Source organism: Archangium violaceum, from assembly GCF_016887565.1.
In the GTDB taxonomy this organism is placed as follows: Bacteria; Myxococcota; Myxococcia; order Myxococcales; family Myxococcaceae; genus Archangium; species Archangium violaceum_B.
The window spans coordinates 9,860,823-9,878,505 of the sequence record NZ_CP069396.1; the positions used below are offsets into that span (position 1 = coordinate 9,860,823).

At 70.5% G+C, this 17,683-nt stretch carries 13 protein-coding genes; 6 read left to right on the top strand and 7 right to left on the bottom strand.

Annotation, left to right across the window (positions count from 1 at the left end):
• Positions 1-150 precede the first annotated feature (150 nt).
• The 4 genes from JRI60_RS39310 to hemA all read left to right on the top strand — a co-directional run bounded on the left by JRI60_RS39310 (position 151) and on the right by hemA (position 6,476).
• A complete protein-coding gene (locus JRI60_RS39310) occupies positions 151-1,701 on the top strand; it encodes a hypothetical protein (protein WP_204221147.1) in 1,551 nt (516 codons plus the stop codon).
• Positions 1,702-1,869: 168 nt separating this feature from the next.
• Positions 1,870-3,390: a glucose-6-phosphate dehydrogenase gene (gene zwf, locus JRI60_RS39315; RefSeq protein WP_239469994.1), complete on the top strand. Its 1,521-nt coding sequence runs from the start codon at positions 1,870-1,872 to the stop codon at positions 3,388-3,390.
• Positions 3,391-3,595: 205 nt separating this feature from the next.
• A complete protein-coding gene (locus JRI60_RS39320; RefSeq protein WP_204221148.1) occupies positions 3,596-5,074 on the top strand; it encodes a peroxidase family protein in 1,479 nt (492 codons plus the stop codon).
• 73 nt (positions 5,075-5,147) lie between these two features.
• Complete coding sequence (hemA, locus tag JRI60_RS39325; protein ID WP_204221149.1) at positions 5,148-6,476, top strand: glutamyl-tRNA reductase; 1,329 nt, start codon at positions 5,148-5,150, stop codon at positions 6,474-6,476.
• Positions 6,477-6,487: 11 nt separating this feature from the next.
• On the opposite strand, the gene JRI60_RS39330 is transcribed toward hemA, so the two are convergent.
• Complete coding sequence (locus tag JRI60_RS39330) at positions 6,488-7,984, bottom strand: PLP-dependent aminotransferase family protein (protein WP_239469995.1); 1,497 nt, start codon at positions 7,982-7,984, stop codon at positions 6,488-6,490.
• 92 nt (positions 7,985-8,076) lie between these two features.
• Here JRI60_RS39330 and JRI60_RS39335 point away from each other — a divergent pair, with 92 nt between their 5' ends.
• Together JRI60_RS39335 and JRI60_RS39340 are read left to right on the top strand one after the other, a co-directional pair.
• The gene (locus tag JRI60_RS39335) at positions 8,077-8,586 is read left to right on the top strand and encodes a cupin domain-containing protein (protein ID WP_204221150.1); all 510 of its coding nucleotides are present in this window, start codon (positions 8,077-8,079) and stop codon (positions 8,584-8,586) included.
• Position 8,587: 1 nt separating this feature from the next.
• Complete coding sequence (locus tag JRI60_RS39340; RefSeq protein WP_204221151.1) at positions 8,588-9,478, top strand: dihydrodipicolinate synthase family protein; 891 nt, start codon at positions 8,588-8,590, stop codon at positions 9,476-9,478.
• A 12-nt stretch (positions 9,479-9,490) separates the two neighbouring features.
• Here JRI60_RS39340 and JRI60_RS39345 read toward each other — a convergent pair whose 3' ends face one another.
• From JRI60_RS39345 to sitI6, 6 genes are all read right to left on the bottom strand, one after another.
• A complete protein-coding gene (locus tag JRI60_RS39345) occupies positions 9,491-10,024 on the bottom strand; it encodes a TlpA disulfide reductase family protein (RefSeq protein ID WP_204221152.1) in 534 nt (177 codons plus the stop codon).
• 144 nt (positions 10,025-10,168) lie between these two features.
• Positions 10,169-11,953 (bottom strand): di-heme-cytochrome C peroxidase, encoded by a 1,785-nt coding sequence (locus tag JRI60_RS39350; RefSeq protein WP_204221153.1) that lies wholly within the window; start codon positions 11,951-11,953, stop codon positions 10,169-10,171.
• A 183-nt stretch (positions 11,954-12,136) separates the two neighbouring features.
• A complete protein-coding gene (locus JRI60_RS39355) occupies positions 12,137-13,573 on the bottom strand; it encodes a ribonuclease H-like domain-containing protein (protein WP_204221154.1) in 1,437 nt (478 codons plus the stop codon).
• A gap of 12 nt (positions 13,574-13,585) precedes the next feature.
• Positions 13,586-16,003: a DEAD/DEAH box helicase gene (locus JRI60_RS39360; protein ID WP_204221155.1), complete on the bottom strand. Its 2,418-nt coding sequence runs from the start codon at positions 16,001-16,003 to the stop codon at positions 13,586-13,588.
• 183 nt (positions 16,004-16,186) lie between these two features.
• Entirely contained in the window at positions 16,187-16,903 is a 717-nt protein-coding gene (locus JRI60_RS39365; protein ID WP_204221156.1) for a DNA-3-methyladenine glycosylase family protein, read from the bottom strand.
• 51 nt (positions 16,904-16,954) lie between these two features.
• Entirely contained in the window at positions 16,955-17,671 is a 717-nt protein-coding gene (gene sitI6, locus JRI60_RS39370; protein ID WP_204221157.1) for a SitI6 family double-CXXCG motif immunity protein, read from the bottom strand.
• Between the last annotated feature and the right edge of the window lie 12 nt (positions 17,672-17,683).

Genomic DNA, 17,683 nt, shown 5'->3' on the forward strand with positions numbered 1-17,683 from the left:
GGGCAACCCCAAAAGGGAGTCACATTTTTCGTCCGTCACACTTTCGCGGCCCATCACAAATGTCGGCGCGGGAACTCCAATTCAAGCGAGTGGCAAGGAACGCATCATGCGCCGGCCACTCATCAATCCCCACAATTGGAGCATCCCAAGATGAGTATGATGAGGTGGAACGAGGATGAGGCTCGCCGACTGGTCCTCGGACAGCTGGTGTCGCTGGTGGAAGGTGTGCGGACGCTCGCCATTCGCACCCAGCAGGGCAAGTTCCGCAAGCACGAGCCGATCTCCGTCTTCCGGCCCCAGACGCTCCAGGAGCTGATGGGTCAGGTGGAGGTGGAGCTGGAGAAGCTCGCCACCGAGCACGACCAGCTCCGGGACTTCGCCAACGCGATGCGCGCCCTGCTGCACCGGCTCCCCGTCACCAGCCCCCGAGAGATGTACGACGCGGTGATGGACGCCTCGGAGCAGTGGCTGGGCGACGTGGCGGACGAGGACGCCGACGGCCTGCGCTCCGACTCGCAGCACCCCTCGCAGCTCGAGGAGGTGTCGCTCCTCATCGACGACCTGCGCCGCGAGCGCCGCAAGCCCACCCGGCGCGAGAAGCTGGCCATCCACATGGCGCACGAGGAGCTCGCCAACGGCGCCCGCCTGCAGCTGCCCTACAAGCCCCTGCCCATCCCGGGCTTCGGCGACACGCAGACGAACATGTCCGTGACCGACCCCGGCGAGGGCCACATCGCGGGCACCACCACGCGCGAGGAGTGGATGCGCGGCGTGCTCGTGCACGTGGAGCACCTGGAGCGCGGGCACCAGGACCGCGAGTCGGTGGAGTCCTACCGGATTCCCCGCATCCTCAACGTGGCCAAGGTGCGGCTGCACGTGGCCGGCCGCGCGCCCGTCACCAGCTTCATCGGGCGGCCCATGTTCGACAGCGGCAAGTTCCACCTGGACCTGTGGAAGACGGTGCAGACCATGGCCGGCACCTGCACCGCCATGTTCCAGCTGGGCGTGGCCGAGTGCAAGGTGGCCATGGAGCGCATGACGGCCTCGCAGATCCTCGAGTTCATGCGCAGCCTGCGCAGCAACATCCTGCGCGACACGCGCACCCAGCTGCTGTCCGCGGCCTTCAACCTCAACACGCCCATCCTGGATGACCGCGACGGCGGCTCGCGGCTCGTCACCGGCCGGAAGGAGATCGGCCTGCTGGGCATCGAGCTCGTCAAGATGGGCGGCTTCGACAAGGTCACCTGGGACGGCTCGGCGGACACGTACCCCAGCGTGCCGGTGATGGAGCAGCTCACCCATGCCGAGGCGCTGGAGCTGGTGCACCGGGCACACGAGCGCGGGCTGCGCACCTACTTCTCCGCGGGCTTCCGCTTCCCCCACATCCCCCTGGCCGTCTACACCGGCGTGGACGGGGTGGGCATCGGCGGCGCGCAGATCCTCCGGTACATGGACTCGCGGACCGGCTACCACGGCCCCTTCCAGCCGGAGAACATCTCGCGCATCCTCGCCATCCGCGACGAGGCCGCTCGCAGCCCCCTGGGCCGCGCCGCCGCCCTGCTCGCCCGGCTCGACTGGCTGTCCTCCCAGCGCCGCCTGGATGACCGCCAGGAGCAGCTGCGCATCGAGCTCTACGAGGCCCTGTCCCGCCAGCAGGTGGACGGCCTCCTGCGGGACATCGACGCCCAGCCCGCCGCCTGAGGCGCCCCGCTCCACCCCCTGAAGAACCGCAATGCCCCCGCCGGGCGCGAGCCCGAGCAACTGGTCCGACAGTCGGACCAGTTCGCGCGAAGCGCGCCCGGCGGGTCCCCTCCCCCATCCCTCGAGCACCCCACTGGAGGTGCTCCTCCCCCCTTGGAGAGACACCCGATGCAGCCCGCAGCCGTGACCCTGGAGGAGCCGCGCTATATGGAAGCCACCGCCACCGTCCGGGCCGAACCGTGCACCTTCGTGCTCTTCGGCGCGTCCGGAGACCTGGCCCGGCGCAAGCTCCTGCCCGCGCTCTACCGCCTCGCCCTGGAGGGCCACCTGCCCCCGGAGTCCGCCATCGTCGGCGCGGCGCTCCCGGTGATGAGCACCGAGCAGTTCCGCGCCAGCATGCGCGAGGCCCTCGAGTGCGCTCCCGGGGTCGGCCCGGTGGACGAGACGGCCTGGCACGCCTTCGCGCGCAGGCTCCACTACCTGTCCATGGACCTCTCCAGCTCCGAGGACTACCGGCGCCTGGGCCACCTGCTCGAGCGGGTGGACCGCGAGCACGGCACGCACGGCAACCGCGTCTTCTACCTGTCGCTCGCGCCCACGCTCCACGCGGAGACGGTGCGCCACCTGGGAGAGCTCGGGCTCACGCACGGCCGGGGCTGGTCGCGGCTGGTGGTGGAGAAGCCCTTCGGAACGGACCTGGAGACGGCCCAGTCCCTCAACCGGCACATCCACCGCTACCTCGACGAGTCGCGCGTGTACCGGATGGACCATTACCTGGGCAAGGAGATGGTCCAGAACCTGCTCGTGCTGCGCTTCGCCAACCGCATCTTCGAGCCGCTGTGGGACCGCGGGCACATCGACCACGTGCAGATAACGAACGCGGAGACGGTGGGCGTGGAGGGACGCGGCGGCTACTACGAGAAGGCGGGCGTGGTGCGCGACATGCTGCAGAACCACCTGCTCCAGGTGCTCGCGCTCGTGGCCATGGAGCCGCCCTCGAGCCTCTCGCCGGAGGCGGTGCACGACGCGAAGATGGAGGTGATGGCGGCGGCGCGTGCCTTCTCGCCCGAGCGCATCCGCACCGAGTGCGTGCGCGGCCAGTACGGCCCGGGGCTGCTCGGCGGCCAGCTCGTGCCCGGCTACCGGCAGGAGCCGGGCGTCGCCCCCGACTCGCGCACGGAGACCTTCGCGATGCTGACGATGCGCTTCGACAACCCGCGCTGGGCCGGCGTGCCCTTCTACGTGCGCTCCGGGAAGCGGCTGGCCCGGCGGCTCACCGAGGTGGTGGTCCAGTTCAAGGAGGGGCCGCTGGGCCGGGGCTCGCCCAACCAGCTCCACCTCCGCATCCAGCCCGACGAGGGCATCGCCCTGCGCTTCGCCACGAAGGCGCCGGGACGGGCGGCGCACCACCATGAGGTGGCCCTGGACTTCCGCTACGGGGACACCTTCGGCACCCGGCTCGCCGAGGCCTACGAGCGTCTGCTGCTGGACTGCATGCTCGGCGTCTCCACGCACTACGTGCGCAACGACCTGGTCGAGCGCGGCTGGGAGCTCATGATGCCCCTGCTGGAAGCCTGGGGCTCGAAACGCGACGAGGTGCCCCTGCACACCTACGCCGCGGGAACGTGGGGCCCCACCGCCGCGAGCGGCCTGGTGGAGGCCCAGGGCCGACGCTGGAACGGGTACTGAGTCCGGGGGTGGACACGGGGCGCTCACCTGGAGAGGAGGCGGGCGGCCCCGTGGCGCGTCCGGATCCCAGCCGTCCTGCCCCTCAGTCCGTCACATCCCTCGACCTCCCACTCAACCTTTGCGGCAGGAGGCGGAACCCTGGATGACCGGGCCACATGCAGAGGGCCTCCTGGCAATGAAGACCCGGTCAGGAGCAACGACAATCATGTTGCACGGTGAAACCCAGCTTCGCGGCAACAACCCTCCCGAGTCGCAGTTTCACGCCCGGGGACGCTTTGGCCGGCTCTTTTCGGGGCTACCCCCCTTCGCGCCAGACAACGAGAAGGTCCGCAAGGCGCTCTTCGAGATGGGCAAGCGGGGCGGATTGATGGACGCCAAGGATCCCGCCCCCGGTCAGCAGCCCGCTCCCGATGCCAAGAACGAGGACAACGACACCATCTCCGCGGGTTTCACCTTCTTCGGCCAGTTCGCCGACCATGATCTGACATTCGACCCGACCTCCATCCTGGAGCGGCAGAACGACCCGGAGGCCATCGAGAACTTCCGCACGCCGGCGTTCGAGCTGGACAACGTGTACGGCGCGGGTCCCCGGGTCTCCCGCCACCTCTATGACGTCAAAGACCCGGCGAAGTTCCTCGTCGAGAAGCTCGGGGGGCCGGACTCGCAGGATGACCTGCCTCGCAACAGCCAGAACACCGCGCTCATCGCGGATCCGCGCAACGACGAGAACGTCATCGTGTCGCAGTTGCACCTGGCGATGATCAAGTTCCACAACGCCATCGTCGATCGCCTGCGCGCCAAGGGCGTCCCCGGCCAGCAGGTCTTCGACCAGGCCCAGCGGATGGTGCGCTGGCACTACCAGTGGATCCTCCTCAAGGAGTTCCTCCCGAAGATCGTCGGGGAGGCGGTGGTGAAGGACGTGCTGCGCGACCACCCCAAGGACCGGCTCTTCCAGTGGAGGAACGAGCCCTTCATCCCCGTGGAGTTCTCGGTCGCCGCCTACCGCTTCGGGCACAGCCAGGTGCGCCCGGGCTACCGGATGAACACCAGCGGCCCGTTCGCCGCGGCCATCTTCAACAACACCCTGCCGGCGGACAACCCGGACCCGAACGATATGCGCGGAGGCAAGCGCGCTCCGCGGCGCTTCGTGGAGTGGGAGAACTTCTTCTCCATCGGCGACCCGACCCGGCGCCAGCTCAGCAAGCGCATCGACACGCGAATCTCGAGCGGGCTCTTCGGCCTGCCCGGTGGAGCCCCCGGCCAGCCGTCCCCGGATGGCGGCGGAACGCTCGCCAACCCGGAGTCGCTCGCGCAACGCAATCTGCTGCGCGGACTCGCCCTCCGTCTGCCCTCGGGCCAGGCCATGGCGAAGCGCATGGGCATCAAGCCGCTGAAGCCCGAGCAGCTCGAGGAGCTGAAGCAGTTCGGCGTCGGCTTCGAGAGCTCCACCCCGCCCTGGTACTACATGCTCCGGGAGTCGGAGCTGGAGAAGGGCAACGAGGGCAAGCACCTCGGCCCCGTGGGCGCGCGCATCGTGGCCGAGGTCTTCATCGGCGTGCTCCAGGGCGACCGGTTCTCGTTCCTCAACGCCAACCCGCACTGGCGTCCGGAGCTCGGCAACGGCAAGGGCGAGTTCACCATCGGTGACCTGCTGAAGATCGCCGGCGCCAAGCTGACGGCCTAGGTGCCAGAGCCCGCAGGCCGGGCCTCCCGAGAGGGGGGCCCTTCCTTTCCCCCTCCAAGGAGCAGAACGCACCATGGACTCACTCGAGCCTGGCCAGCCCTCGTCGAGGCCCCACTGGAGTGGTGCCACCCGGGAGGCGCTCGCTGCGGAGTTCCTGTGCATCGGCCTGTCCTACCGGACGGCCTCGCTGGCGGTGCGCGAGCGGCTGGCGCTCCCCGAGGTGGAGCAACGGGAGCTGCTGAAGCGGCTCGGGCAGGCGCCCACCGAGGCGCTGCTCGTCTCCACCTGCAACCGGGTGGAGCTGTACCTGGCCGCGCCGGACGTGGCCCAGGCGCGCCAGCGGGCCCGGGAGGAGCTGGGCCGGCTGGGAGGGCCCGAGGTGCTCGACTGTCTCTATGAGCACTCGGGAGAGGCCGCGCTGACGCACCTCTTCCGGGTGGCCTCCAGCCTGGACTCCATGGTGCTGGGCGAGGCGCAGGTATTGGGCCAGGTGAAGGACGCGCTCGAACGCAGCCAGGCGGCGGGCACGGTGCGTGGCGAGCTGGCACGCATGTTCGCGGCGGCCTTCCGGTGCGCCAGGAGGGTGCGCTCGGAGACGGCCATCGGCATGGCAGCCACGTCCATGGCCGGCGCGGCCGTGGCCCTCGCCAGCAAGGCCGCGGAGGGCCTGGAGGACAAGACGGTCCTGCTGGTGGGAGCGGGCGAAATGGCGGCACTGGCCGCGCGCCACCTGAAGCAGGCGGGGGCCGGCCACATCCAGGTGGTCAACCGCACGCGGTCGCGCGCCGAGGCGTTGGCGGCCGAGGTGGGCGGCACCGCGTACCCCTTCGAGGAGCTGTTCACGCTGCTCGCCTCGGCGGATGTCGTGGTGAGCGGCACGTCCTCACCCGAGCCCCTCTTCACGCGGGAGAACGTGGCGGAGGTGCTCGAGGCACGGAGGCACCGGCCGCTCGTCATGGTGGACCTGGCCGTGCCCCGCAACATCGCCCCCGAGGTGGGCACGCTGGAGCAGGTGCGAGATCTGGACCTGGACGACATCCAGAGGTTCGTGGCCCACAACGAGGCCGTCCGGGCCGAGGAGGCACGCAAGGCGGGCGTGATGGTGGTGGAGGAGGTGACCCGCTTCATGCGCGACCGGGCCGTGCGCGAGGGAGTGCCCGTGCTCTGCCGCCTGCGCCAACGCGCCGAGACCATCGCCCGGGCGGAGGCGGAGCGCACGATCGCCTCGCTCGGTGAGGGCCTCACCGCCCGGCAGCGCAAGAGCGTCGAGGCCATGGCGCGCGCCATCGTCAACAAGCTGCTGCACGAGCCCACGACCCGGCTGCGGACGCTGGAGGCCGGACAGGACGGAGAGCGGATCGCCGGGGTCGTCGCCAGTCTCTTCGGGCTCGAGCCCCACTGAGCCGGCTCCGCTCAGCGCCTCCGGGGGCGCGCGAGGGCGAGACGATGCACGGCCTCGCGCAGCTCCTGGGGAGTCAGGGAGGCGAAGCCCAACCGGAAGGCGGAGGGGCCCCGGCCCTCGAGCGCGAAGGAGCGGCCTGGAGCGACGCGCACTCCATGGGAGGCCGCGCGCGCCACCCAGTCCGCCGTGTCGAGCGCCTCGTCCACTCGCGCCCAGAGCGCGAGTCCACCGGCGGGAATCTCGAAGTCCACGGAGCCGCCGAGCTCACCGCGCAACGCCTCCACGAGCGCGTCCCGGCGGACGAGGTACTCCCGGCGGGCCTTGCGCGCGTGGCGCTGGAGCTCGCCCTCCTGCAGCAGCTCCGACACGGCACGCTCCAACGGGGCATCGCCCTGGCGATCCACCACCATCCGCAGGGCCGCCAGGGCGCTCACCAGCGGCGCCGGAGCCACCACGTAGCCGAGCCGCAATCCCGGAGCGACCAGCTTGGAGAGCGAGCCCACGTAGACGACACATCCGGCGCGATCCGAGCTCGCCAGGGGCAGCACGGGCCTGCCCTCGTAGTGGAACTCGTGGTCATAGTCGTCCTCCACCACCGCCACGCGGGCCTCGGCCGCCAGGCGCAACAGCGCCATCCTCCGGGCGGCGGTGAGGGTGACGGTGGTGGGGTACTGGTGGTGCGGCGTCACATAGACGGCACGTACCGGCTGCTTCGCCAGCAACGCCTGGAGCGCGTCCACCTTCACCCCCTGCGCATCCACCGGCAGGCCCACGAGCCGGGCTCCCGCCAGACGCAGCGCGTCCCAGGCCGGCCGGTACCCGAGCGCCTCGACGGCCACGACATCCCCCGGGCGGATGAGCGCGCGCGCCACGAGGAAGAGCGCCATCTGGCTCCCCCGCGTGACGAGCACATCGTCCGCTCCGGCGGCGAGCCCCCGCGTGCGGCTGAGCATCCCGGCGAGGGCCTCGCGCAGACCGGGCTCTCCGCGCGCATCGCCCACGCCCAGCGTCGTCCGGGCGCGGCTGGTCAGGACCCGCCGGAAGGCACGCGCCAGCGCCATCGAGGGAGCCAGCCGCACGTCGGGAGCACCATCGTTGAACTCCAGCGTCCCCCTGGGCGGCGGAGCCACCCGCTCGGGAGCCACCTCCTCCTGGGGAAAGGGAAAGCCCGGCCGCGCGGGCATCCGCTGACGGGGCGTCCCACCAAACCCCTTCGGTGCCGCCACCGGGAGCGCCGTGGAGACGAAGGTGCCGCGAGAAGGCTCGGCGGAGGCCCACCCCTGGTGGATGAGCTCGCGGTAGGCCGCGTCCACCGTGTTGCGGTGCACCCCGAGCGACCGCGACAGCGCCCGCGTCCCGGGGAGCGCGTCGCCCGGGGACAACCTCCCGCGCTCGATGTCACGGACGACGGCGCGTGCCACCTGCACGAAGAGCGGCACGGTCGAGGACGGATCCACCTCCAGGGTCAGCTTCCAGGTGCGTAGCACCGGCCCAGTGTACTTCGCCAAACCGGCTCTTTCGAGGGTGCCAGTCGCTCTCTACCTTTCTCCTCGCTCGACGCGCGGGAGCAACCGCGCCAGCCACACGAGGAGGCCATTCCATGAGCCAGAGCAGCCCTGCCCAGGTCACGAAGTACCACTCCGCGGATTTCGACAAGACACCACCCCGCCCGCGCGTGGTGATGCCCGACAAGCTCTTCCATCCGGCCGTGGAGGGCGCCGGCCAGAACGAGGACTACTCGAAGGAGCGCAAGCACCCCGTCTTCTTCGTGGACCTGCCCTCGCATGCCATCAGCATGACGATCGGCTGGCTGGAGCCGGGCCAGTCCTCCAACCGGCACCGCCACACCTACGAGACCGTCCTCTACGTCCTGGAGGGCGAGGGGTACTCGGACATCCACGGCAAGCGCATCCCCTGGAAGGAGGGCGATGCGCTCTACATCCCCGTGTGGGCCTGGCACAACCACGTCAACACCCACCCCACGAAGCGCGCGCGCTACCTCGCCTGCGAGAACGCCCCCATGCTGCAGAACATGGGAGGCATCGCCCTGCGCGAGGAGGTGCCGGAGAAGGGCCACTCGCTCGCCCACGCCGATGGGGAGGAGGCCTGACATGGCGCGCAACGTCCCGCTCCGCGGCATCATCGGCTACACCATCACCCCCTTCCGGCTCGACGGGAATGTGGACCTCGACCTGCTGCGTACGCTCACCGGGCGCATGGTGGCCTCGGGCGTCCACGCCATCGCGCCGCTCGGGAGCACGGGCAGCCTGCCCTATTTGAATGACGAGGAGCGCGAGGCCGTCGCCGAGACGACGGTGAAGGCCGTCGCGGGCCGGGTGCCAGTGATGGTCGGCGTCTCGAGCCTCACCACCGAGCGGACCGTCCACCACGCCCGCTTCGCCGAGCGCGTCGGGGCGGACGCGGTGATGATCATCCCGATGAGCTACTGGAAACTCACCGAGGAGGAGATCTTCCGGCACTTCGACACGGTGGCCCGCGCCACGTCCCTCCCCATCATGGCCTACAACAACCCGGCCACGGGTGGACTGGACATGACGCCGGAGTTCCTCGCGCGGCTGCTCGAGATTCCCAACGTCACCATGGTGAAGGAGAGCACGGGAGACATCGGGCGGATGCACCGCCTGCGCCAGGTGGCCGGTGAGGAGGTGGCCTTCTACAACGGTTCCAACCCGCTCGCCCTGGCGGCCTTCGCCGCGGGGGCGCGTGGCTGGTGCACCGCCGCGGCGCACCTCATCCCCGGGCTCACCCTGGAGCTGTACCGGGCGGTGGTGGAGAAGGCCGACCTCGCGGCGGCGCGGCGGGTGTTCCAGAAGCAGCTCCCGCTCCTCCAGTTCATCGTGAAGGGCGGCCTGCCTCGCACGGTGGCGGCGGGACTGGAGCTGCTCGGGACCGAGGTGGGACCCCTGCGTGCTCCCCTGCTTCCGCTCCCCGAGTCGGAGGTGGAAGCCCTGCGGCGCATCCTCACGACCCTCGAGGCGTGAGGAGCGCGCGCCTCACAACCACAGCCGCCAGAGCAGACCGATGCGGGTGGTGTAGCCGACGACCGCCCGCTCGACACGGCCCTCCGAGGAGAGGAAGAAGGTGGTGGGGAACTGGTCGACCTGGAAGGCCCGCATGCTCTCCGGGCCCCCCAGGTACACCGGGTAGTCCACGCCCTGCTCCCGCATGAACCGGCGTACGTCCTCCTCGTCCTCGTAGGCCACCGCCACGGAGACGACGTGCGCCGAATCTCCCGCGGTGCGCCGGAGCGCCGAGACGTTCGAGGACTCGACCTTGCACACGCCACACCAGGGCGCCCAGAAGGTGAGCACCACCGGCTTGCCTCGCAGCTCGGACAGCCGCACCTGCTCGCCGGAGAGGGTCCTCAAGGCGAGCTCCGGCGCGGCGGTTCCCGCCTTCGGCAGACGCCGTGTCTGCCAGGCCGCCACCGCCGCCAGGATGAGCACCACCACCGCCAGGTCCACGGCCCAGCGCACCCACCAGCGGGTGCGCACTCGATTCCAGGATTCCCTCAGGCCCACCAGCATCCGTCCTCGGTTCCGGCTGAGACGGAGCCACTCCGTCCAACGGACAGTCTACGCCGGGAAAGGGGTCAACGGGCCCACCATGTCCGGCGGGGTCCGGCGAGCCCGCCCCTCTCCAGGGGCCCCGTGCCACAGCGCGCCTGGTCGTCAGAGTGACTTCAGGTACTCGAGCAGGTCGCGCTTCTCCTCGTCGGACAGCGCGGTCCCATACTCGTGCCCCGCGTTGCCGTTGCCGGGCATCGACACGTCGAAGGTGAAGCGCGGCGCGCCGGAGACCTCGGTGACGTAACCGACCCGCTCCGGGTCGTACTCCTGCTGGCCCATGGGGAAGCGCGCCGGACGTGCCGAGGCCGGCTGCAGCAGGTGCCACAGCGTGGGCACGGAGCCGTTGTGCAGGTACGGCGGAGTCGCCCAGACGCCATCCAATGGCCGGGCCACATAGCCCTCGGGAGCGCGCCAGTAGATGAGGCCAGGGTCCAACGGTTGAATCTCCTCGGCCCTCATGCCCTCGCGCGCATACGCCCGCTGCTTCACCCGCGAGAGCACGTCCTGCAGCGCGGCGGGGAACGGCAGCCCCTCCACCTCCGCCCCGAAGCTCCGGGCCCGGTTCCCATCGGTGCGCACCTCGGACAGGGGCACCACGCTGCCCGTGGGACCATGGCAGCTCTGGCACTCGCGAGCGAAGAGCTGGCTCCCGCGCTCGATGCGCGCCGGGTCCAACTTCCCGAAGACGTCCTGGGGCCACCGGGGCGACTCAATCTTGCGCGAGAGCCGCTCGAGCTCCGCCAGGTTGCGAGGAAGGATGGAGGACGCGAAGGTCTTCGGGTCGACCGTCGCGCCCATGCCGAGCGCCTGGCCGATGTTGCGCTCCATCATCGCGTTGGTGTTCCCATCCCAGTGCAGCCACGGCTGGGTCTGGAACTCCCAGAGGCAGGGGTAGCTCACCGGGGACACGAGCACTCCCGCCGCCCTGGGCCCGAAGAGCACGCCACGCGCCACCCCGAAGGCGTCGACCCGGCCAGGGCCCGCGTAGGTGCCGAACTTCAGCTTGCCCAGGCGCATGAAGTACAGCAGGTGCCCCCGCAGCAGACGGATGGCATCGGGCACGGTGCGCACCTGCTTCCGGCTCAGCTCGTGGACGTACTGCGTGAGCTGCTCATCGAACTCCCGCACCCGCTCCGGCTCCGGCCCGAGCGTCGGAGGCCCACACGGCGTCGGAGTCTGGGAGCCGCAGTACCACTCCACCTGGGCCACGAGCTTCTCCTGAGCGCTCGACTCCCCATCCGGCGTCAGGTCCGTGTCGGGATAGGCCACCTGCAACCGCGCGGCGTCCACCGGTCCGTCGAAGCGCCTCGGTCCGCCTCGCGTCTGCTCGGGCAGGTGCATCGCCAGCCGCTGGAGGAAGTCCAGCAACCGCGAGCGATCCGCGAGCGTCCTGGACAGGACCTCGACCGCTTCCCGGTTGAAGTCATCCATGCTGAGGAGGCTCGGCGCACCATCCACCCGCACCCGGCGACCCCGGTAGTGGAACTCGCCCACATGGCAGGCCGCGCAGTTGACGCCCACGCGCGCCGCGGGTTGACGCTCGCTGGAGGGGACGAGCGCCACACCCACCGGCAATCCCTCGGGGTGCTCGGGGTCCGCCAGCAGGCCGAAGCGCTCGGGGTCATCCAGGAAGGACTGGAACCCGCTCACCCGCCCCTCCAGGGTGGCACGGCTCGGGAGCGCGCGGAGGACGGCGAGCCAGAGGTGCTCGTTGCCCTGGGGCAGGTGGTAGAACTCCTGGCGCTCGCGCCGCGACAGCCCGCCCTCACCGCCGCCGCCCGTACCGGGCTCGGGTGACGGAGAAGCGCGTGGAGCCGAGGCACAGCTCCCCAGCACTCCCGCGAGGACCAGCCAGACGAGCACCCCCCCAACCTTCTTGCCGCCCATACCGCTACCTCCGCGTCTCCGCCGAGAGAGAAACAGGCCCGCCCTACTTGGGAAGTCCCTCGGTGCGGTTCAAGTGGCAAAGGGGCCGCTCGGACCTGGGAGCGATGGAAGGCACCACTGTCCGACAGTGGAGTGGTCCAGAAGGGAGGGTTGCTCCGTTCGATTCCGCTCGAGCCGCGCGGCTCAGGGTCCCGTGCGCGACGGAGGAGCACCGAAATCCAGCGTGTACTCGCGCGTCACGCGGGACAGCTTGCGCTCCAGACGCTCGATGCGGCGCCGCGAGGCGTCGGCGCCCTCGGCGGACGCGGCGAGCCTCGCGTGTTGCAGGGCTCGCGGGAGATCCTTGAGGTCATGTTCGTACAGCTTGGCCAGGGAGAGGTGCAGGGGCGCCGCCTTCTCCCCCCGGGCCGAGGCGAGCGCCTTGTGCAGGTTCGCCGCCGCCGTCTGGTCATCCCCCACCCTCCGGGACAGCCGGGAGGCCAGCGCGAGCGCCTCGACGCCCACCGCCCCCGGGTCTCCCGCGGCGGCGGCCCGGGCGAAGGCATGGGCGCGCTCGTAGTCCCGCGCTCGCAGGGCCACCCCCGCGAAGCCGAGCAGGTCGCGCGGATCCTCGCCCTCCGCGCCACTCGCCCGGAAGCGCCGCACCAGCACGCCCAGCAGCGCCGCCAGCAGCAGCAGGTCGTTCGCGTTGTGCTCCAGCACCGGTGTGAGGTCCGAGCCGTCCGAGCCGCGCAGGAAGCGGAAGTAGAGGTCCGGAATCAGCGAGCCGTCCACGTCGTCCACCCGGTGGTAGCCGAGCACCTGCTCCTCCAGGTGAACCAGCCGCGTCCCCGAGCCGCGGTACTTGAAGACCCGGCGCGCGCAGTGCAGCAGGTCCAGGTGCGGCAGCTCGGCGGGCGGGGGCACGCGGTTGAGCACGAAGCGGGTGCGCAGCAGCGGCCAGTCGAAGCTCTTGCCATTGAACGTCACCAGGCAGGAGGACTCCGCCATGCGCTCGGCCAGCACCCGCAGCATGGGCGTCTCCTCACCCAGCCGGGAAAGGAAGAGCTGATGCACCCGCAGCGAGCGGCCCTCGAACCACGCGAGCCCCACCAGGAAGGGCACGGTGCCCGTCCCTCCCGCGAGCCCGGTCGTCTCCGTGTCCAGGAAGAGCATGCGCTGGAAGTCCACGCCCGCCAGTCCCGGCTGCAGCGCGAGGCTGGCCACCAGCGGCGCCTCCACGTCCAGGGCCTCCGCGAGCGGTGCACTGCCGTGCTGGTGGTCCGGAGGCAGCAGGCGCTCGGCGACATGGACCACGCCGTGGGGCGTCGTGCGCGGCTGGGCGGGAAGCGGGCCCGGACGTGGACGCGGCGCGGCGGAAGGACCCCTGCGCGCGACCGCCGCCTCCTGACGCTCGGCCCAGTCGCCGAGCATCCGGCGCAGCGCGACGATTCGCGGGTCCGGCTCCTTCCGGGGCGGCTCCGGAGTGGGAGGAGCCTCCGGCGAAGCGGCCGGAGCTTCCACCGCCGGGGAGACGGACGCCTCTGGCTCCGGGGCTTCCGGAGCGGGAGACGGCTTCGCCGCCGGCTTGCCACCGGGGCCGATACCGCCGAGCCGTGCCAGCTTTCGCTTCAGGTCCACGGCGCGCCTCGTCTACTGCAGAGCCACGACCCCGAGCGCCGAGAGGATCTCGAGCCCCAGCCGCTTGCGTGGATGAGAATCGACCGGCGCGCTCCCGGGCATGGCGCCCGCGGCCGGCCCGATGCATGCGGGGCACCCGTCCTCGCACGCGCACGACTCCAGCAGCCTGCGCGCGCGCCGCAGCAATTCCTCGCGCTGGTCGAACAGACGCGCGGCCAGCCCCACGCCGCCGGGCACGTTGTCATAGAGGAAGATGGTCGGGTCGAAGCCCACGCCGCCGTCCTTGCGCGGCGGCCCGTCCGCGTCGTCCTTGCTCCCGAGCGTCTTGCCGAGATCCCTCGGGTCGATCATCAACCCCACGCAGGCCACGGTGCGCAGCGCGCTGGCGATTCCCCGGAGCGCGTCGATGACGGCGGGCCGGGGCGCGCCCAGCGAGCGCACCACGGTCTCCGGCACGGTGAGCCAGAGCGAGGTGGTGTGCATCTGCATCTCGGGCAGGCGCACGTCGCCGTAGCCCACGTTCTCGTGCGTGTGGAACTTGATCTTCTTGTAGCCCACCACCTTCTCGATGACGCTCACCTCGCCCATGCCCGCGTGGAGGTCCGGGCCCATGGCGGCGCCCTGGTCCTCCTGGATGACGTTGACCCGCACGTACGTCATCGCGTCGGTGAAGTAGTCCGGCGCCACCTTGCGCACGTAGGCCTTGTGGTTCTCGTAGTCGAAGCGCTCGACCTGGTACTGCTCGGCCTCGTGCTGGTAGATGGCCTGCTCGTGCAGCATGGTGTGCGCCGAGCGGAAGTCCATCTCCGCGAGCGTCCGGTCCGTGCCCAGCTCGATGATGACCACGTTGTCCCAGCCCACACTGCGCAGCGAAACGTGGTTGGCCGGGTACGCATCCGCGGACCAGTGGAACATCTTGCGGCCCTCGGGGCCCGGCGTGGGATGCACCACCTCGTGCTGCGCGAGGAACCCGAGCGCGTCCGTGGTGGACTCGGCCGGCACGTCCCCGAAGGTGTCTCCCTCCTCGAAGGGCAGCTCGAAGGCTGCGCACTTGAGGTGCTGGACGAGGATCTCCACGTTGTCCGGATCGATGCGCGCGTGCTCCACCGGGGCACCGGTGAGGTACTTCGGGTCACCCGCGAGGTACTGGTCCAACGGCGCGCTGGAGGACACGAGGAGCGCGAGGCTGCCCGCGCCCCGGCGTCCCGCGCGGCCGAAGCGCTGCATCAGCGCCGCCACCGAGCCCGGGTAACCGGCGCACACCACCGCGTCGAGCGAGCCGATGTCGATGCCCAGCTCCAGCGCGTTGGTGGCCACCACGCAGCGCACCTCGCCCGCGCGCATGGCGGCCTCGGTGGCCCGGCGCGTGCCCGGGAGGTAGCCACCCCGGTAGCCCTGGATGAGGTTGGGGTCCATCTTGTCCGCGATGAACTGGTCGCGGAGGTACTTGAGCATCACCTCGATGTTGTTGCGCGACTGGCCGAAGAGCAGCGTGGACACCTCGGCGCGCACCAGGTCCGACACCAGCCGCACCGCGCTCTTGAGGTAGCTGGCGCGGATGCCCAGCTCCGCGTTCACCACCGGCGGGTTGTAGACCATGACCCGGCGCTCGCCAGCGGGCGCGCCGCTCTCGGAGACGAGTGACACCTCGCGGCCCAGCATCCGCTCGGCGTGGGCCTTCGGGTTGCCGATGGTGGCCGAGGCCAGCACGAACACCGGCGACGAGCCATGGAAGGCGGCCACGCGCTGCAGCCGGCGCAGCACGTTGGCCAGATGCGAGCCGAAGACGCCGCGGTAGGTGTGCAGCTCGTCGATGACGACGTAGCGCAGGTTGGAGAAGAGCCGCGCCCAGTTGGCGTGGTGCGGGAGGATGCCGGTGTGCAGCATGTCCGGGTTGGTGAGCACCACGCCGCTGCGCTCACGAGCCGCGCGCCGGGCATCCCCCGGGGTGTCCCCGTCGAAGGTGATGGCGCCGTGCTCCAGGCCCGCCTCGCGCATGAAGACGCGCAGCGACTCCTCCTGATCCCTCGAGAGCGCCTTGGTGGGGAAGAGGTAGAGGGCGCGCGCCTGCGGCTCCCGCGCGAAGCGGTCCAGCAGCGGCAGGTTGTAACAGAGGCTCTTTCCCGAGGCGGTGGGCGTGGCGATGACGAGGCTCCGTCCGGCGCGAGCCAGTTGGAAGGCCTCGGCCTGGTGGGAGAAGAGCCGATCGATGCCACGGCGCTCGAGGGCCTCGCGCACCTGGGGCGCCACGTCCTCGGGGATGGGCGCGTATGAACCGGCCCGGGCCGGCGTCACCTCGTCGAGGACGAAGTTGGGCCAGAGTTGCTTGTCGTCGCGCCAGCCCTGGAGGACGGCCTCGAGACCACGCGGACCCGCCCAGGGCTTGCGCCGGGCACCGGCGAAAGCCCCCTCTTCCTTCTCACGCTTCATGGAGCGCGGCACTGTACAGACGTGCACCCGGCGAGGCAACGCGCGAGCGCTCTCCTTCTCCGCCGGGGCCCGGACGAGCGTCGTGACATGGACTTCCGGGGGTTTGTCCCCGCATCGCGGCACCCGGAGCCTCAGCGCACGTTGTGCGCAAATGGATGCCCCCTTCCGTCACTCCTGGCGCTCTCACCTCGCCGATCTGCCAGAGGGAGCGGACTTGAGGAGGTCCAGCGAGCGCCACAGGTACCAGCTCGCCACGGTGCGCCAGGGGCGCCAGCGCTCACCGTGAGCCAGCAGTTCCTTGGGGCGCGGGAGCTCGGAGAGTCCATACGTGAGCATGAAGCCCTTGCGGATGCCGTAGTCGTCCACCGGCAGCACGTCCGGACGGCCGAGCCGGAAGATGAGCAGCATCTCCACCGTCCACTGCCCGATTCCACGCACCTTGATGAGGTGCTCCACCAGCTCGGCGTCGCTCATGCGCTTCGCCCGGGCCAGCGTGGGCACCTCGCCCTCCAGCGCCTTCGCCGCCAGGTCTTTCAGCGCCGCCGTCTTGGCGCCGGAGAGTCCCGCCTCGCGCAGACCCTCCACCGGATGGGCGAGCACCGCCTCTGGCGTGAAACGCTTCCCCGTCCCCACGCGCTCGCAGACCCGCCCGAAAATGGTGGCCGCGGCCTTGCCCGTGAGCTGCTGGTAGACGATGGACTCCGCCAGCGCCAGGAAGGGGCTCTGAATCGAATTCACCTTCATGGTGAAGGGCCCCACCCGCTTCATCAGCTCACCGAGCACCGGATCGGCCTTCGCCAGCGCCCTGCGCGCAGCGGGTGTGAAGCCCTCCGGCAGGAGGCTCTCGGTGGAGGGAACGGCGTCGGTGGTGGGAAGGGCACGAGCGGTCGCGGCGGGCATGGACCCATCGTGCCATCCGCGCGCGCTCCGCGCAGCACCGCTCGACACGACCTACTTCGACGGCAGGGGGAGGAAGGCCACGCCGTCCAATCCCAGGCGCTGGCAGGCGTCGACGAAGCGCTCGGTGCAGACGATGACGCCGGAGAAGTCCTCCAACCGGAACAGATCCCGGTCGTTGGGAAGCGTGCTGGCGTCCAGCAAGAGGTCATCAGGCAGCGAAAGACCAAAGCGGAGACAACGAGAGCAAGGGGGGTCGTGATGGGAGGGAAGACAGTCCGGGTGAGTACGACCCTGGGGAAGGATTTCCAGCTCGAGAAACTCGGGCGAATTGCGCTGGCGAAAGCGGAGCTCGGTACGGCACCCCTTGAGCCCTCGCAGGCCCTCGGCCTCGAGCTTCTCCAGCGCCTCGCGCTGCACCAGCAGCCACCAGGGGTCGGGAGACGCGAATGACCCGAAGCGGCCCCGGGCATTGCCCACCAGCGGGCCCAGACCCGCTCCCGGTTGCAATACGGCTCCCGGAGGCAGCAGGGGGCGAACCAGCGCACACAACCTCTCGTATTCTTCGATGGGCTCTGCCCGAGCTTCCTCGAAGTCGGCCAGGGAGAGCACCGGGCTCAAATCCACCGACGGATACACCTTGGAGCCGCCACTCCAGGTGGCCTTGCAGGCAGGGCACTTGAAGATGCCCGGGAGCCCCCACTTGTGCACGGCGTCAACGCTACCCGTGTAGCCCAATGACCTGTCCTGCTTGATCCTGAAATGGTGCATCCGCAGTTCCTT